A 17,121-nucleotide genomic window follows, 5' to 3' on the forward strand; every position below is an offset into this window, starting at 1 on the left:
AAAAGCCCCAGTTTCTCAACCAGAGCTTTTATTATGTGAAAATATCTCCCTTATTTTACAAGCATCTTTTTAGTTCCAATAACTACATTGTCGGCAATTAATGTGTAGAAATAAATACCAGATTTCAAGCTGTTTTTATTAATTACTAACTGAGATTTTATACCTCTATCTTTAAGATTAAACGTATTAATTGTTGTTCCGCTTGAATCATAAATAATAATTTTAGCCGTATTTACAGTTTTTAAGATGTAATAATCAACCGTAGTAGACGTACTAAATGGGTTTGGATAATTTGTAGAAAACGATGTTATATCTCCAAGTCGTAAACCTTCATCCGTACTTGATAATTGTTCCATATCGGAAAGCTTGTTTTCAAGTAGTATAATCTGATTTTGTTGCTCTTTTATTGCTTCTACAAGTAACGGAATCATAGCTGTATAATTCATACTGTGTTCGCCATCCTTATCAACATGTACAATTTCAGGAAGTACTTCTCGTACTTCTTGTGCAATAAAACCAATTTGCTTACGATCTGTGAAATTGTATTTTTCAAACTCATTCACACGCCAGTCATACTTTTTTCCATTTAGTTGAAGAACAGTTTCCAAAGGACTCTCTATATCCGTGATGTTTTTCTTGAACTTTCTATCAGATATAAAAATATTTGCCATTGAATGTACTGGACCGTTTACACTTAATTTATAGGTTGGTAAAACTGTACCAATACCGACATTTGTACCATTATCAAACACTTGGCTACAGGTGAGGTTTCCATTTGATAAAACTTTTGTTAAACGATTTGTAGCGGTTTGTCCAAATGGTAATAAGCATTGTAAGGTAACACCGTTAAAATTATTAGTAAATCGACGTACATTACCATTGCCATCAGTTCCTAAAACATAAGTAGCCGTTCTTGTAAAAGGAAGGTTTTCATGTCGTACTGTACTTGTGGTGTGCAATTGAGCTGTTGGACTTGCAGTACCAATACCAACGAGTCCTTTAGTGTAAATATTATCGTTTATAGAAGTTGGTGTTCCGCCAGTAGTTTTTAACCAATCGACATCAGAACCTCCACCACTAGGAACACTATATTCTCTTACATTACCACTTGAATCGGTTCCAAGCATAAAAGTAGGATTGCTTGCGTTTGGTAAGTTTTGAAAACGTACAGTTCCAACGGTATGTAATCTAGCACTAGCTGTTGTAGTACCTAATCCTAAATTTCCATTGGCTCTTAAAGTCATTAATTGTGTATTTCCATTTTCCCAAGCAAAAACAGGTCTGTTTACTACATTACTTGCGTTTGTTCCCCACGGAAAAGTTCCGCCACTTGGTGCATTTAAATTAAGCCCGTTTCTTAACTCGGCTCTAAATATCATTAATGGAATGCTTCCTGTATCGAATGCGGATGATGTTGTCACAAAGTTTCGCAATACATATCGATTGTCCGATTGTTGATGCGCCCAAATTGAAGGAATAAATTTTCCGGCATGGTTTGTAGAGTTCGTAATTTCAAGAAAGTCGTTTGCGTCGTCTTGAACTTTAAATCTTGCCACACGCTCTGCACTACCATTACTGGCAACATTAACATCGTGTGGTACTTGTGCAAAAACGAAACTGCACATCACTAAGGAAAATCCTAAAAGAATAATTTTTAATTTCATGGTTACTATAATTTTTAAGATGAATTGATTGACTTCAAGTTAGATAGAAAAGCATGTTGAAAAAAGGAATTGTACTCGTGATTTATGAATCATAAGGGTTAATTCTTAATAAAAAAGTAGTCTAAATCATCTATGTTTTAAAGAATTAGATTTATTTTGTAATGGTGTTTCTATGTTTTTTAAGCAAATCCACGTAAACTTTAGAATGTACTTTATCAAAAAACATATAAATCCATAAAGTACCAATTCACACAAAATTCACGACCAACCAAAAGAAAATTAAATCGATCAATAGCTATTATGCGTATCTTTAAGTAACTAAACCTACTTAAAGATGTTAAACTGGAATCTATATAACACAAGCATATTTGTTGGCGCTATCGGACTTTTAGTTCTAGTAGCGTATCATACATTTATAAAAAAAACACAGCATAAAACTTCGCGGTATTTCTTTTGGTTTTTGATGATTACGGCGATTGCGATTCTACAATATATTTCGTTTGACATTAGACTTTCGAGTAAATACAGAGCTATCACGCTGTTCTTTTTTCCGTTCGAATTTCTAGCGCCAGTTATTTTTACCGCATTTACCTGTGCGTATCTACAAAAAGAAAAACTCTTCAAAAAATACAAATACTACTTACTCATTCCGTTTGTGGCATTCTTTTTAATTTACACTGTCGTGAAGATAAATGTCTTTGTCGATTATTCAATTTTATCACGAGAAACCGTTGGAAACATTCGTATGGAATGGAATGAAAATCTAGCATTATTATTCTCGTTTGTAATTGGTGTTTGGAACTATCGCATTATCAAAAGTTATGAAAATAGCTTAGGCGAACTGTCCTATCTTGCCGTAATCCGTAAAACGAAATGGTTAAAAAATATATATGGAACGCTCATTTTATTAAGTGTTTTTTGGTTGATGACGCTCTTATACATAAAAACCAATGCAAATGTTAGCGGAAACCATAACTATTATCCATTATGGATTGCATATTTAGCATGTTACTATGTATTCTATATGAAAAGTAGTGCGCATTTACAGAAAATTCAAAAAGAGAAAAATGAAGAAGAAACGGCATTCAGTCTTTCAGGTTTAGAGACGATGTTTGAACCAGAAGCGTTGCAAGTATTAAGACAAAATCAATCGCAAGTAATTGCCATTCTAAGTTATTTTGCAACGTCTCTATTTGATAAAAACAAAACAAAAGAAGTGCTTTGGGACATTCTTGAAAACTGTGTGTCCAAACTACAGTTAGAAGATTGTGTATTATATTTAGTTGATGATAAACGACAGGTTCTACAACAAGAAGCTGCTTTTGGAGACAAAAAACAAGATGCTTTTGAAATTCACAAACCTAAAGATATTCCTATAGGTAAAGGAATTGTAGGAAGCGTTGCTCAGACAGGAAACTATGAACTCATCAAAGATGCTAGTAAGGATAAACGTTATATCATTGATGATAAAGCGAGATTGTCTGAATTGGCAGTTCCAATCTATATAGAAGGTACCTTAAAAGGTGTGCTAGATGCAGAACATTCACAACGTAATTTCTTTACAGAAAATCATCTCTATCTATTCCAACTCATTGCTAAGCTAACGGAAAAGAAATTAATTCAATTACATCAGAAAAAAGGAATTAGTATTACAGATGATAATTCTTATTACAAAGAAATTTGTGCGCTTATGGAAGAAGAAAAGCGATACAGAGATCCAGAAATAAAATTAGCAACGCTTTCAAAAGAAATAAATATTAGCGCAAATTATCTTTCACAAGTAATCAATGCATTAAGCGGACATAACTTTTCTGACTTCATCAATAGTTATCGAATTAAAGAAATAAAATCAAAACTATCGCATCCTGCTTTTGTAGAATATCCTGTATTATCTATTGGATTGGAGGCTGGATTCAATTCAAAATCTGCTTTTTACAATTCTTTCAAAAAACACACGGGGATGTCACCTACAGTATTTCGGGAAAAACACCCATACGAGTCCCAATTCATTTAGTTTCAACAATACAGGACACTTGAAACGACTGTCAATACTAGGTTTGCATCGTTATTAATTTTAAAAATAAAAATGATGAATACAAAAATCAAATTGGCATTATGGGGAATGTTACTACTACTTTCTTTCTCGTATGCAGGAACAGAAAAAGGCGAAAACGCCAAAAATGAAGCGAAACCGTATGGAACAAAAACGCTAAAAGGATATGCAGCACGACATGCACTTTCTTCAACACAATATCAAACGGAAGTAACCAAATTTCACAACGCAGGTTACAGACTTACGTATGTTGATGGCTACTATGTAAATGGAAAAGTGGAGTTTGCTGCCTTATGGGAAAAGGGAAAAACATCAGGGTTAATTGCACGTCACAACTTAACGTCAAAACAATACCAAGATGAGGTGACAAAAAATAACAGAAACGGATATCGACTCGTACATGTTGATGGCTATTATGATGGAAGAAAAGTGTTGTATGCAGCTATTTGGAACAAACAAAATACGAGTGGATTAAGAGCAAAACATGGACTTACAGGAACGCAATATGCTGCCGAATTTAGAAAGAACAAAAATGATGGATATCGTTTGGTACATATTAGTGGTTATGGCGTAAAAAACAAAGCGTATTATGCTGCTATCTGGAAAAAAGGAAGTTCTTCAGGATATATAGCGCGTCACGGATTAACAAGCAAACAATACCAAGAAACAGTAACGAAATACTGGAAAGAAGGATATCGTGTAACACAAGTAGATAGTTACGATGTACGAAAGAAAACATATTACGCAGTTATCATGGAAAAGAAATCTGGACGTTACAGAGCACGTCACAATATGAATCCTAAAAACTATCAATTAGAATATGACAATCATCGCTATCAAGGATATGTGCCAATTTCTGTAAGCGGACACGATGCAGGGAAAAGCGCAGGATATGCAGCAGCTTTCAAAAATGTAACAGATTGGAAAAGTAGCGATACCAACCAATTGGATGCTAAAGTCAAAAAAGTAATGAAAGATTTTAAAGTTCCTGCAGTAACGATTGGAATTGTAAAAGACGGAAAACTAGTCTATGCAAAAGGATATGGTTATGGAGACAAAGAAAATAAAATCATTGCTTCTGCTACAAGTTTAATGCGTTTGGCAAGTGTTTCAAAACCAATTACAAGTGTAGCCATCATGAAATTGGTAGAACAAGGTAAACTCAAGTTAAGCGACAAGGTACTGGGAAAAAATAGTATTCTAGGAACTACGTATGCAAAACTTAGCTTGGGAAATCGGGAAAAAGCAATTACGGTACAGCAACTATTAGAGCACACGGCTGGAGGTGATACTTGGGATAATAATTTAGACCCAGAAGGAACAGATACTTGGAGTGATCCGATGTTTCAAAAGAGAATACTAAACAGAAAGCAGCATATTAATTGGGTTTTAAGAAGACGCAATCCAACACACACGCCAGGAACATATTATCAATACTCAAACTTTGGATACAATCTATTAGGAAGAATCATTGAAAAGAAAACAGGGAAAAGTTACGAAAGCTATGTGCGTAACAGCATTTTAAAGAAATGTGGAATTTCACAAATGGCTATTGGTGAAAATGCTAAAAAAGATCGCGAATACAAAGAAGTGGTATACTACTCAGATAGAAAACCGTATGACTTACAAATGACTAGAATGGACAGCCATGGTGGTTGGATTGGTTCTTCAGTAGACTTAATGAAATTCATGGTTCGTGTAGATGGGCAAAGTTCTAAAAAAGACATTCTAAAAAAGAGCACTATTAAAACCATGACAACAAAGTCATCAGTTTCAAATTATGCAAAAGGTTGGTCTGTAAGTGGTGGAAACTGGTCACATGGTGGAAGCATGGCTGGAACCGGAACCATCTTAAAGAAAATGGACAATGGAATAAGCTATGTAATCTTGACAAATTTTGACAAAAAATACAAAAAAGGAGATCCTACACACAGAGGTGAACTTAAAAAAGCAGTTGAAAAAGGAATTGGAGCTATCAAATCTTGGCCAAATTTAGATTTATTTTAATGAAACTCAATATTGAAAAGCCCAAAGGACGCTTTCAAAAATTGTAGGTTGAACTAACTCCGCTGCAGAGCGGAGTCTTTTTCTAGCTTAACCAAGAGTTGTTAGAAAGTTGAATTTCTTTATAAAGCGTGTCACATCGAGCGCAGTCGAGATGCTATTTGATTCAAAGTATTCTTGATAGCTTCGCTAGGTATTGTCAATTAAACATATGTTTAATCTCAATAATCCTCGAACTGACAATTTAGTAGTAGCATTCTCATGCTAATTTGCCACTGCACGGAGAGCGATTTCTGTGTGGTGGTTTTTATATTATAAGTTTTGTCATTCCTGCGTAGGCAGGAATCTAAAATTGCAAGTTGAACTAATCCCACTGAAAAGAGGGATCTCACCTTTCTTTATATTTTTGTCATTGTTTTTCTTGAATCTATTCTCAATCACGAATTCACGAATTTTTTTGTTTGTTGTTTGAAACGTCTTTGCGAGAAAGCATGACGAAGCAATCTGTATCTACAAATAACAAAATGTTCTTGTAAACGTCAAGCTGAACTTGATTCAGCATCTCACTCACTGTTATGTGATTTTGAATCAAGTTCAAGATGACATTCGTTTTTCAATAAATGGATTCCGTGTCAAGCACGGAATGACAAAAATACCAACGTGCAAAAAGCACCTGCGCTGAGTAGTCGAAGTGAAGCACATCCAAAAATCTAAGAGTAAAACAAGTCTAAAATCTTGAAGCAAAGCGATCTAGATTCTAACAGCGAAGCGCGTCTAAAACTCTAACAATCTAAGAGTGAAACAATCTAACAATCTAACGATCTAAGAGGCGGAGCAAGTCTAAACACCAACATGAAACAAAGCATCACCCTGATTCACCACCGCTTGGTTATTAATACAAAACACAAAACCATCATACGGCGCTTTCACTTCTTCGCAATAACTAGCAAATGTATCTGTAACAAAACCAAGAACTTCACCTTTCTTAATAGAGCTTCCGTTCATAACTTGCGGGACAAACATTCCAGCCGTTGGTGCGCGTAACCATTTGCGTTTCGTTAAAAACTCGCTGGCTTCACGTTCAATCCACATTGGATCAATCTTATCAATCATGCCAACGTATTTCATCACATTCAACACACCTTGTATGCCTTCACGAATTGCATATTCGTCAAAACGCATACTTTCTCCACCTTCATATACAATAATTGGTATTTTACGATCATAAGCTGTCTTTCTAAAAGATCGTTCAATCAAAGAAGTCGCAAAGTAAAAAGGTGCATTAAACACTTGCGCTAAAATTTTACTATCGGGCATGCTTTCTGTGTAGCGTATTTGCGGATGATTATGTCGTTGTGCGCCACCAGTATGCAAATCAATTCCAAAATCGACTTGTGGCAACACTTCATTTGTGACTTGATAGGCAATTCTCGCGGCAAGCGAACCATTCTTAACACCGGGAAAACTACGGTTCACATCTTTTCCATCGGGCACTTGTCGTGAAAAATGGATAAACCCAAAAATATTCAACAAAGGCAACACAATCACGGCGCCGCTTTTAATCTTATAACAGCCTTCAAAAAGCATTCTGCGAATAATTTCCACACCATTAATCTCATCGCCATGCAAACCACCTTGTACCAACATTGTCGGCCCAGGCTTTTCAGCATTAAACACATAAATTGGAATGTCAATTAGTGTTCCTGTAGGCAAACGATCAATAGGAATCTTAATCCATTTTGCTTCGCCAGGTTCTACGGATTCTCCGTGAATAGTAATCGTTTTATTTTCCGAATTTTCGAGCATTCTTTTCTACATATTTAATAATCTCACCAGCAACATTTACTCTTGTGTGTGTTTCAATACCTTCCAAACCTGCAGAAGAATTGGCTTCAATCACCAATGGGCCACGTTTCGAACGTATAATATCTACACCACAAACAGGCAAACCTAATACTTTAGCGGTATGAATTGCAATTTTCTTTTCGTATTGAGTCAAAGCCACAGATTCTGTTGTGCCACCACGATGTACATTACTTCTAAAATCTTCACCATTGCTACTACGCATCATTGCTGCAACAATCTTATTACCTACAATGTACACGCGAATATCTTGTCCGTTTGCTTCTTCAATAAACTCTTGCATAATAATATTCACATTCATATTATACAAAGATTCAATAATTGATTTTGCCGATTTCTTACTTTCGGCAATCATTACACCAAGTCCTTGTGTACCTTCTTGAAGTTTAATAATAATAGGAGCGCCACCAAGCAATTCAATATGCTTTTCAATATTAGAAGTATCTTTTGCAAACAGTGTTTTTGGAATTGGAATACGTTTTCTAGCTAAAATTTGCATGGTACGCAACTTATTTCTCGAACGAATAATACCTAAGGATTTTGCCGTAGTAAACACATTATTCATCTCAAATTGTTTTACAATAGCAGCACCATGTCGTGTGACCGAAGTTCCTATTCGAGGAATAATAGCATGTGCACCGTTTGTAACATTTTCTGAGCCAAAATAAATTTGTGGTTTTGAATCTTCGCCAAGAATGACAGCACATTTCGTATGATCTATCACTCTCACATTATGTCCTTTTTTGGCAGCCTCATGATACAATCTATTCGTAGAATAAATTCGAGAGCTAATAGATAGAATGTAAATATTCATTGCAAGCGGAATCAAGATAAGATTTTTTAAAAATAAGTAAACTTTCTTACTTTAAAAATCTGTAGTACTTAAAAAGTAATAAATAATTGGTTTTTAGTATAATTAAGGCATTTTTTATGTTGCTGTATTTGCGAAATTTGTAATAATATAGTGTAATTGGTCGTTATGACTTTTGATTCATTTCTTTAAAATTAATAGTGAAAAAATAAAACAGATGAAAAAACTCGGATATGTTGTTGCAATTTTTTGTGTATTATTCTCTTCGTGTGCATCTGATGAAGATTGTTGTTTGCCAAATCCGGGAGGAGCAAATTTGATCATAAAGTTTGCCTTTAATCCAACACAAGAACGTTTAAACAATTTGGGAGAATCAGCAACTATTCCAGCAGGAAATGCAGCGCAATCGCCAATCTTTAGTCGAATGAGTGCCAATTATATAGAATTAGCGTCAAGCGCGAATACACTTTTAGGCAACGGAGAAATTATCTATAAAGGTGCCGAAACGACCCAAGGAGGCGAGTTGGCTATCGATTTTCAATCAGCACAATTTGCTGGAAACGATGAAGTTTTTCTAACAATTCCATTAAGTGAAGTTGCTTCAGGAACCTACAATTGGGTACGCGTTTCATTGGCGTATCAAGAAGGAAGCATCAATCTATTGCAAAATGGAAATGACATTACAGGAACATTAGCAAGTTTTGTTGGTTATAACAGTTACATCACCAACTTTGATGTAAACGGAAGCACATTCAACATTAATGAAAACAAAGCACAAGGATTTTGGGCATTTGAAGCATTAGGTTTTGCAACACAGGGACAAGCGCCAGCAGGAGCAACTACAGTTCCAAACCCTTTATTTAATACGTCACCTATTCCGCAAGGTTCGTGTGTGGTTACTGGACAATTTGCAAATGCTTTTACCATTACAGGAACGGAATTGCAAGATGTAGAAGTCACGTTGTCGTTCTCAGTAAATAATAGTTTTGAGTGGACAGAAATTAACGCTGATGGCAAATATGAACCTTCAATAGGAGAACAACTTGTAGATATGGGACTCAGAGGATTGATTCCAGAAGTTTCTAATTAATACCAAATACAATACTTCAAAAAATAAAGAACATAAAAATACATCCTGTATTAAAACATTGTAATTGATTGATTTGTCTCCTTCAAATAGTAGGTGCCTTTCTGTTTTTTTGCAATGATTGACACTTCTTTTACATTTTTTTGACATTATTTATCTAAGGTCAACTTAGTTTTACCAATGAACTCGAATTATACATTTTCTATGGTATAGTTTGTGTTGCAATAAATTAATATCACTCCTGTTACTTCATTCAATAATCAATCAAATTGTAATTAAACAAATTAAAACCATGCTAAAGACCATTTCATTGCTAACAATAATGTGCATCTCTTCTATTGCTTTTTCACAAGACAAGTTAGATGATAATCTCAAAATATTTCTCGATTGTGATGTGTGCGATCATGCGTATATTAAACAAAACCTTAGCAATGTTCAATTTGTAAGAGATCAAGATCTTGGAGATGTTCATTTATTCTTTGTTACACAGAGAAACGGAAGTGGAGGACGCTTATATGAAGTTGATTTTATTGGAAAAAATAAGTTTGAAAAAATCAGTTATAAAATAGAATTTTCTACCAATACAGATATGACAAGTGATATTGTTAGAAGTGAAATTTTAAAACATATAAAAATAGGTCTTGTTCGGTTTTGGATAGAAAATGGAACTATAAATGATGTGACAGTTACTGTTCCTAGTTTGGAAAGTGAACCAGAAGTTATAGAAAAAGACGCTTGGAATTTTTGGGTATTTAGGCTTGGAGCTCGTGGTTATTTTAACGGACAAGAAACGAACAAATCAAGTAACTTAAATTTCAATGTTTCGGCAAAAAGAGTCACTGAAAAAAATAAATTTTCATTTAGAGCTAGTTTTGGTGAGAACAAATCAACCTTTACTTTTGATGGTAATGACATTATAGCAATTAACAACAATAAATCTTTAAACGTAAGTGATGTTTTAAGTATAAATAGTCACTGGTCTTATGGTTTTTTTGGAGACATTGGTACTTCAACGTATCGTAATTATAAATTGTTTTGGAGGTTTAGACCTGCTATAGAGTATAACTTTTTTAGTTATGAGCAATCTGCCAAAAAACAGCTTGTTCTATCGTATAGAAACGGATTGGTTTTTAACGATTATATAGAGCAATCTGTATTTGGTAAAGAGAAAGAACTCATCTTTGAGCACTCTATTTTGTTAGGAGGAAGTGTGCGTCAAGAATGGGGAAATATCAATGGAGAAGTCTCTTTCAATCAATACTTACACGATACAACGCTTAATTCTTTAGGCTTCTATTTGGGTGCTAGTATTAGAGTGTTTAAAGGTTTTAATTTTGATGTTGGAGGAAATTATAGCATTACCCGAAATCAAATCAATGTTCCTGCTGCCGATGTATCGTTAGAAGAACTACTGCTTCAACAACAACAATTACAATCTGGCTACAATTATTGGGTTACAATTGGCTTTAGCTATTCATTTGGATCAATCTACAATTCGATTGTGAATCCGAGATTCAATTTTTAATTAAAACTCATTCTAAATAAACTTCAAAACAAGTACTAAAACTTGTAGAGATTCTTAGTGCGCCGTATATTTGTGTAACAAATAATTAACCACTATTATAATGAGCGGAATTTTAAATTCTTCGATTGGAAGAAAGTTTGCGATGGCACTTTCGGCATTCTTCCTAATGTTTTTTCTTTTACAACATTTTGCAATCAATATTCTTTCTGTATTTAGTTCTGATACTTTCAATGAAGCATCACACTTTATGGGAACCTTTTGGGCAGTACAATACATTTTGCAACCAATATTGATTTTTGGTGTTGTTTTCCATTTTGTAATGGGCTTCATTCTTGAGCTCAAAAACCGAAATGCTAGGGAAATTAACTATGCAAAAAATAACGGCGCTGCCAATTCTAGTTGGATGAGTCGAAATATGATTTGGAGCGGATTAGCCATATTGGCTTTTATTGGACTTCACTTTTATGATTTTTGGTTTCCAGAAATTGGCACCAAATTTATTGACGGTGATATGTCTGGTTTAATAGATCCAAATAATGCAGAAAGTGGTTATAGATATTTTGAAGAATTACAACACAAATTTCATAGCCATGTAAGAACTATATTGTATGTAATTGCTTTTATCTTTTTAGCATTACACTTATTACACGGTTTTAACTCGGCATTCCAATCGGTTGGCGCAAATAATAAATACACAAAAGGATTAAAAACTTTTGGAAAAGCATATGCTATATTAATTCCTTTAGGATTTGTTTTTATTGCAGTTTACCATCATCTTAAACATGTATTATCATAATTATGGCTTTAGATTCTAAAATACCAAAAGGTCCAATTGCAGACAAATGGACTAATTATAAAAATCATATTGATTTAGTAAACCCAGCAAACAAACGTAATATTGATATTATCGTTGTTGGTACTGGATTAGCAGGTGGTTCTGCTGCAGCTACTTTAGCTGAGTTGGGATACAATGTAAAAGCATTTTGTTTTCAAGATTCTCCACGTCGTGCGCATTCAATTGCAGCGCAAGGAGGAATCAACGCAGCAAAAAACTATCAAGGAGATGGAGATTCAACATATCGATTATTTTACGATACGGTAAAAGGAGGCGATTATCGTTCGCGTGAAGCAAACGTATATCGTTTGGCTGAGGTTTCTGCAAACATCATTGATCAATGTGTAGCACAAGGAGTTCCTTTTGCACGTGATTATGGAGGATTGTTAGACAACCGTTCGTTTGGAGGAGTTTTGGTGTCAAGAACATTTTATGCTGCCGGACAAACTGGACAACAATTATTATTAGGAGCATATTCTGCCATGAACCGTCAAATTGGTCGTGGTAAAATCAAAATGTACAACCGTCATGAAATGTTAGACGTTGTAAAGGTTGATGGAAAAGCTCGTGGAATTATAACACGTAACTTAATTACTGGAGCAGTAGAACGTCATTCGGCACATGCTGTAGTTCTTGGAACTGGTGGTTATGGTAACGTATTCTTCTTATCAACAAATGCGATGGGAAGTAATGTAACAGCAGCTTGGAAAGCACACAAACGTGGTGCATACTTTGCAAATCCTTGTTACACACAAATTCACCCAACATGTATTCCTGTTTCTGGAGATCATCAATCAAAATTAACATTGATGTCTGAGTCTTTACGTAATGATGGACGTATTTGGGTTCCAAAACATAAAAAAGATGTTGAAGCTATAAAAGCGGGAACATTAAAACCTAAAGACTTAGCTGAAGAAGATAGAGATTATTACTTAGAACGTCGTTATCCAGCCTTTGGAAACTTAGTTCCTCGTGATGTTGCTTCGCGTGCAGCAAAAGAACGTTGTGATGCTGGTTACGGTGTCAATGCAACTGGTGAAGCTGTATTTTTAGACTTTGCTTCTGCAATTCAAAGGTACGGAAAAGAACAAGCGCATGTAAAAGGATTAAATGAAGACGATGCAGCGCTCGTTAAAAAATTAGGTCAAGAAGTAGTAAAAAATAAATACGGAAACTTATTCCAAATGTATGAGAAGATCGTAGATCAAGATCCATACAATACACCAATGATGATTTATCCAGCAGTTCACTACACAATGGGTGGAGTTTGGGTAGATTATAACTTAATGACAACCGTTCCCGGTTTATATTGTATTGGTGAAGCAAACTTCTCAGATCACGGAGCAAACCGATTAGGAGCGTCTGCTTTAATGCAAGGATTGGCTGATGGATATTTCGTATTACCATATACAATTGGTGATTATCTATCTGACGATATTCGTACAGGACCAATTTCAACAGATTCAAAAGAATTTGCTGAAGCTGAAAAAGAAGTGAAAGAGAAATTGAATTTCTTTGTTACCAATGAAGGAACACATTCTGTAGATTATTTCCATAAGAAATTAGGAAAAATCATGTGGAATAAAGTTGGAATGTCTCGTAATGTAAAAGGATTAACAGAAGCGATTTCAGAAATAAAAGCACTTCGTGAGCAATTCTGGAAAGAAGTTAAAGTTCCTGGAACGAACGAAGAATACAACGAAGAACTTGCAAAAGCTGGTCGTGTAGCAGATTTCCTTGAGTTAGGAGAGTTATTTGCAAAAGATGCTTTAAATAGAGAAGAATCTTGTGGAGGTCACTTTAGAGAAGACTCTGTAGAATTAGATGGCGAGCAAAAAGGGGAAGCGTTACGTAACGATGAAGATTTTGCGTATGTGTCTGCTTGGGAATACAAAGGAGAACCTAGTGATGCAGTACTACACAAAGAGCAATTAGAGTTCAAGGATATAGAATTAAAACAAAGATCATACAAATAAGGAAAGCTATGAATATGAATTTAACACTGAAAATTTGGCGTCAAAAAAACGCAAGTGATAAAGGAAAAATGGTCGACTATAAAGTCAGCGATATTTCACCAGATATGTCTTTCCTTGAAATGTTAGATGTTTTAAATGAACAACTTATTAATAGTGGAGATGAGCCAGTAGCATTCGATCACGATTGTCGTGAAGGAATTTGCGGAATGTGTTCATTATACATTAATGGAGAAGCACACGGACCAGATAGAGGCATAACAACATGTCAGTTACACATGCGTATGTTTAAAGATGGAGATACAATATATATTGAGCCATTTAGAGCAAAAGCATTTCCTGTAATAAAAGATTTAATTGTAGACAGAAGCTCTTTTGATCGTGTACAACACGCTGGAGGATTTATTTCTGTAAACACGTCTGGAAATACAATTGATGCCAATGCAATTCCTGTAAACAAACACGATGCAGATACTGCTTTTGATGCAGCTACATGTATTGGTTGTGGAGCTTGTGTTGCAAGTTGTAAAAACTCTAGTGCAATGCTATTCGTTTCGGCGAAAGTATCACAATTTGCATTATTGCCACAAGGACAAGTAGAAGCTACAGATCGTGTATTAAACATGGTAAAGCAAATGGATGAAGAAGGATTTGGAAACTGTACAAACACAGGAGCTTGCGAAGTTGAATGTCCAAAAGGAATCTCACTTGAAAATATTGCACGTATGAATCGTGAGTATTTAAAAGCATCTTTAAAAGGATAAATAAAACGTATCAATATAAAAACTATAAAAATCCTGAGCAGCAATGCTTGGGATTTTTTAATTATCTTATATCAAAAATAACATGTCATCATCAAAAATCCTTTTTGTAGTTTTAGTAACTCTTTTTATAAGCTGTAAAACAGAAAAAAAATCTGAGAAAGTAAAGCAAGAAAATTCAGTTGCACAAAAAAAAATATCATATGATTTTAATACAGCGAACTTATTAAGTCATGTAAAAGAGCTTTCTTCAGACAGTTATGAAGGTCGCGAAACAGGAACTGCTGGCGCCACAAAAGCAAAAAACTATATCATTACTGAATTCAAAAAGTTAGATGTAAAGCCATTAGGAGAAGACTTTGGACAGCCCTTTCAACAAAAAGAAATACAAGGTGAAAATATCATCGGATTCATCAAAGGAAGCGAGAAACCTGATGCATATATTGTAATATCTGCACATTACGATCATGAAGGCATAAAAGGAGGAAAAATATACAACGGAGCTGACGATGATGCTTCTGGAATTAGTGCTTTGTTTGCTTTCGCGGAATACTTTCAAAAACAGCCACCAAAACACTCTGTAATCTTAGCAGCATTTGATGCAGAAGAAAAAGGATTGATAGGTTCGTACTACTTTGTAGAAAATTCAATCGTTCCAAAAACGCAACTTAAGCTAAATATCAATATGGATATGATAAGTAGAAGCGATAAAAATGAACTATTTGCAGTTGGTCCGCAGCATTATCAACAATATAAACCGATCATTGAAAGCACAAAAACAAGCGGAAATATAAGCTTAAAAATTGGTCACAAAGAATGGACAGAAATGAGTGATCATGCAGGATTTCATAAAGCTAAAATTCCATTCATATATTTTGGTGTAGAAGACCATAAAGATTATCACAAACCTACAGATGATTATGAGAACATTCATCCTATATTTTATACAAATACAGTACAAACAATAATCTCTTTTTTTAAAAAGGTAGATTTGGAAAAATTATAGGTTAAAACAACTAAGAAAGTAAGAGCGGATATCTTTTCTAAGATATTCGCTTTTTTGATTTATAACAAGAAAAAGTAGTTTAGAACATTATAGGAGGTGTTCAGAACATTTAAGAAACTCCTAGGTGTTTTTCAAATTATATTTACATCGCTAACCTATTGAAAACACTCAAACCTTATGAAACAAAAACTACTTTTTTTATCATGTGCGCTCTGCACATACGTATTAACAGCACAAGATGTGTTTCCTGATACATTCGAATTTCGAGGCATAAATTCAAATGCTCCTGATGTGGGCGTAGTGCCTGCTCCTGGTCCAAATCCTGCTGGTTTAGATATTGCCGTTTTGCCTACATTAACGGGAAGACTAAGCGCACCAGTATTGGTAGATTTAGACGGAGATAATGATTTAGACATGGTTTCTGGCGCACAAGCTGCGGATGGAAAATTATTTTACTATGAAAATACAGGTTCTCCTACTGCACCAAATTGGGTGCAAACTGCACAGCCAGCATTAGATGCTGTTGCCATTGCTCCAGGAGGAAATAATGAAACAAAAGGGCAATTTATAGACATCGATGATGATGGTGATTTTGATTTATTTTTGGCGACTAAAAACGATATAAATCAATTTAACTTCAATGATATTCATTATTATGAAAACACAGGATCTGCTACAGCGCCAAATTTTGTAGAAGCTACCATTCCTGGAATATTAAATCAGAACATAGCAAACTTTCCAGGCCTTGGATTTGTCGATTTAGACAATGACAATGATTATGATATGGTAGGTATAGGAAGTGATTCCATATCATATCTTGAAAACACAGGGACTAAAATGATACCAATGTTTGAACGTAGATTGCATTTAGACAATCCTTGGGATATGAATACAGGTACAGGAGTATTGGATCGTAACTGGCCACACGGCGACATATTGGTAACGGTTCCTAATTTTCAAGACGTAGATCGTGATGGTGATTTTGATTTAATTGTGGGAACTGACACAGGAATTGTACGTTGGGTAGAGAATATTGGTACACCTACAGCGCCAGATTATGGAACGTATGCATATCAAAATATGCCAGGAGATTTAGAAACATTTGATTTCGGGCAGTTTGCAACGATTAGTTTTGGAGATGTAAATGGAGATGGTGTATTAGATGCTATTTTGGGATCGTTTAGTCCTGGATATTTCGCTTGGTTTGAAGGAGTGTTGACAGCACCACTAAGCGTAGAAGAAGAAAGTATTACAGAAATAACCGTAAGTCCAAATCCTGTAGCTGATATACTAACGGTGCAATTTCAAAACAATAAAGTCAATAATGCAAGTTTATCAATGTATACTATAACTGGACAAGTCGTGTATACTAGTAATCAACAAAATCAAAATGATAGCGCTGTACAAATTGACGTCTCCAACTTAAAATCTGGATTGTATTTCCTAAAAATTAAAAACGATGATGGTAAAACAATTGTCAAGAAGATTACCGTGAACTAAATTAGGGAGTCGGTAATATTAGTATTAAAGTAGGAGGTC

12 protein-coding genes are annotated in these 17,121 nt (G+C 34.8%); 9 read left to right on the forward strand and 3 right to left on the reverse strand.

Translation table 11 applies throughout. From position 1 onward, the window contains the following. Nucleotides 1–50: 50 nt before the first annotated feature. Nucleotides 51–1,664: a tail fiber domain-containing protein gene (locus ACRBBL_RS20030; protein WP_431370862.1), complete on the reverse strand. Its 1,614-nt coding sequence runs from the start codon at nt 1,662–1,664 to the stop codon at nt 51–53. A gap of 334 nt (nt 1,665–1,998) precedes the next feature. Between ACRBBL_RS20030 and ACRBBL_RS20035 the strand changes: the two genes are divergently transcribed. Together ACRBBL_RS20035 and ACRBBL_RS20040 are read left to right on the forward strand one after the other, a co-directional pair. Continuing rightward, a complete protein-coding gene (locus tag ACRBBL_RS20035; RefSeq protein ID WP_431370863.1) occupies nt 1,999–3,678 on the forward strand; it encodes a helix-turn-helix domain-containing protein in 1,680 nt (559 codons plus the stop codon). Nucleotides 3,679–3,753: 75 nt separating this feature from the next. After that, nucleotides 3,754–5,724, forward strand: a complete 1,971-nt coding sequence (locus ACRBBL_RS20040; protein ID WP_431370864.1) for a serine hydrolase — start codon at nt 3,754–3,756, stop codon at nt 5,722–5,724. An 837-nt stretch (nt 5,725–6,561) separates the two neighbouring features. Here ACRBBL_RS20040 and ACRBBL_RS20045 read toward each other — a convergent pair. Both ACRBBL_RS20045 and ACRBBL_RS20050 read right to left on the reverse strand, forming a co-directional pair. Next, nucleotides 6,562–7,527, reverse strand: a complete 966-nt coding sequence (locus ACRBBL_RS20045) for a succinylglutamate desuccinylase/aspartoacylase family protein (RefSeq protein ID WP_431370865.1) — start codon at nt 7,525–7,527, stop codon at nt 6,562–6,564. Further along, complete coding sequence (locus ACRBBL_RS20050; protein ID WP_431370885.1) at nt 7,505–8,398, reverse strand: RimK family alpha-L-glutamate ligase; 894 nt, start codon at nt 8,396–8,398, stop codon at nt 7,505–7,507. Before ACRBBL_RS20050 ends, ACRBBL_RS20045 begins: the two co-directional genes overlap by 23 nt. Before the next feature lie 214 nt (nt 8,399–8,612). On the opposite strand from ACRBBL_RS20050, the gene ACRBBL_RS20055 reads away from it, so the two are divergent. The 7 genes from ACRBBL_RS20055 (at nt 8,613) to ACRBBL_RS20085 (ending at nt 17,082) form a co-directional block, all read left to right on the forward strand. Then, nucleotides 8,613–9,485 (forward strand): hypothetical protein, encoded by an 873-nt coding sequence (locus ACRBBL_RS20055; protein WP_431370866.1) that lies wholly within the window; start codon nt 8,613–8,615, stop codon nt 9,483–9,485. A 289-nt stretch (nt 9,486–9,774) separates the two neighbouring features. Next, nucleotides 9,775–11,007, forward strand: a complete 1,233-nt coding sequence (locus ACRBBL_RS20060; protein ID WP_431370867.1) for a hypothetical protein — start codon at nt 9,775–9,777, stop codon at nt 11,005–11,007. Nucleotides 11,008–11,107: 100 nt separating this feature from the next. Beyond that, a complete protein-coding gene (locus ACRBBL_RS20065) occupies nt 11,108–11,803 on the forward strand; it encodes a succinate dehydrogenase cytochrome b subunit (protein WP_431370868.1) in 696 nt (231 codons plus the stop codon). A 2-nt stretch (nt 11,804–11,805) separates the two neighbouring features. Then, complete coding sequence (locus tag ACRBBL_RS20070; protein ID WP_431370869.1) at nt 11,806–13,818, forward strand: fumarate reductase/succinate dehydrogenase flavoprotein subunit; 2,013 nt, start codon at nt 11,806–11,808, stop codon at nt 13,816–13,818. A 14-nt stretch (nt 13,819–13,832) separates the two neighbouring features. Continuing rightward, nucleotides 13,833–14,579: a succinate dehydrogenase/fumarate reductase iron-sulfur subunit gene (locus ACRBBL_RS20075; RefSeq protein WP_431370886.1), complete on the forward strand. Its 747-nt coding sequence runs from the start codon at nt 13,833–13,835 to the stop codon at nt 14,577–14,579. A gap of 82 nt (nt 14,580–14,661) precedes the next feature. Further along, entirely contained in the window at nt 14,662–15,582 is a 921-nt protein-coding gene (locus ACRBBL_RS20080; RefSeq protein WP_431370870.1) for a M28 family peptidase, read from the forward strand. A 177-nt stretch (nt 15,583–15,759) separates the two neighbouring features. Beyond that, entirely contained in the window at nt 15,760–17,082 is a 1,323-nt protein-coding gene (locus tag ACRBBL_RS20085; RefSeq protein WP_431370871.1) for a T9SS type A sorting domain-containing protein, read from the forward strand. Nucleotides 17,083–17,121 lie beyond the last annotated feature (39 nt).

Origin of the sequence: Kordia sp. (assembly GCF_050633145.1) — a bacterium.
In the GTDB taxonomy this organism is placed as follows: Bacteria; Bacteroidota; Bacteroidia; order Flavobacteriales; family Flavobacteriaceae; genus Kordia.

Coding starts and splice junctions, on each gene's coding strand:
- ACRBBL_RS20030 (WP_431370862.1), bottom strand. CDS start 1,664: ATGAAATTAAAAATTATTCTTTTAGGATTTTCCTTAGTGATGTGCAGT.
- ACRBBL_RS20035 (WP_431370863.1), top strand. CDS start 1,999: ATGTTAAACTGGAATCTATATAACACAAGCATATTTGTTGGCGCTATC.
- ACRBBL_RS20040 (WP_431370864.1), top strand. CDS start 3,754: ATGAATACAAAAATCAAATTGGCATTATGGGGAATGTTACTACTACTT.
- ACRBBL_RS20045 (WP_431370865.1), bottom strand. CDS start 7,527: ATGCTCGAAAATTCGGAAAATAAAACGATTACTATTCACGGAGAATCC.
- ACRBBL_RS20050 (WP_431370885.1), bottom strand. CDS start 8,398: ATGAATATTTACATTCTATCTATTAGCTCTCGAATTTATTCTACGAAT.
- ACRBBL_RS20055 (WP_431370866.1), top strand. CDS start 8,613: ATGAAAAAACTCGGATATGTTGTTGCAATTTTTTGTGTATTATTCTCT.
- ACRBBL_RS20060 (WP_431370867.1), top strand. CDS start 9,775: ATGCTAAAGACCATTTCATTGCTAACAATAATGTGCATCTCTTCTATT.
- ACRBBL_RS20065 (WP_431370868.1), top strand. CDS start 11,108: ATGAGCGGAATTTTAAATTCTTCGATTGGAAGAAAGTTTGCGATGGCA.
- ACRBBL_RS20070 (WP_431370869.1), top strand. CDS start 11,806: ATGGCTTTAGATTCTAAAATACCAAAAGGTCCAATTGCAGACAAATGG.
- ACRBBL_RS20075 (WP_431370886.1), top strand. CDS start 13,833: ATGAATTTAACACTGAAAATTTGGCGTCAAAAAAACGCAAGTGATAAA.
- ACRBBL_RS20080 (WP_431370870.1), top strand. CDS start 14,662: ATGTCATCATCAAAAATCCTTTTTGTAGTTTTAGTAACTCTTTTTATA.
- ACRBBL_RS20085 (WP_431370871.1), top strand. CDS start 15,760: ATGAAACAAAAACTACTTTTTTTATCATGTGCGCTCTGCACATACGTA.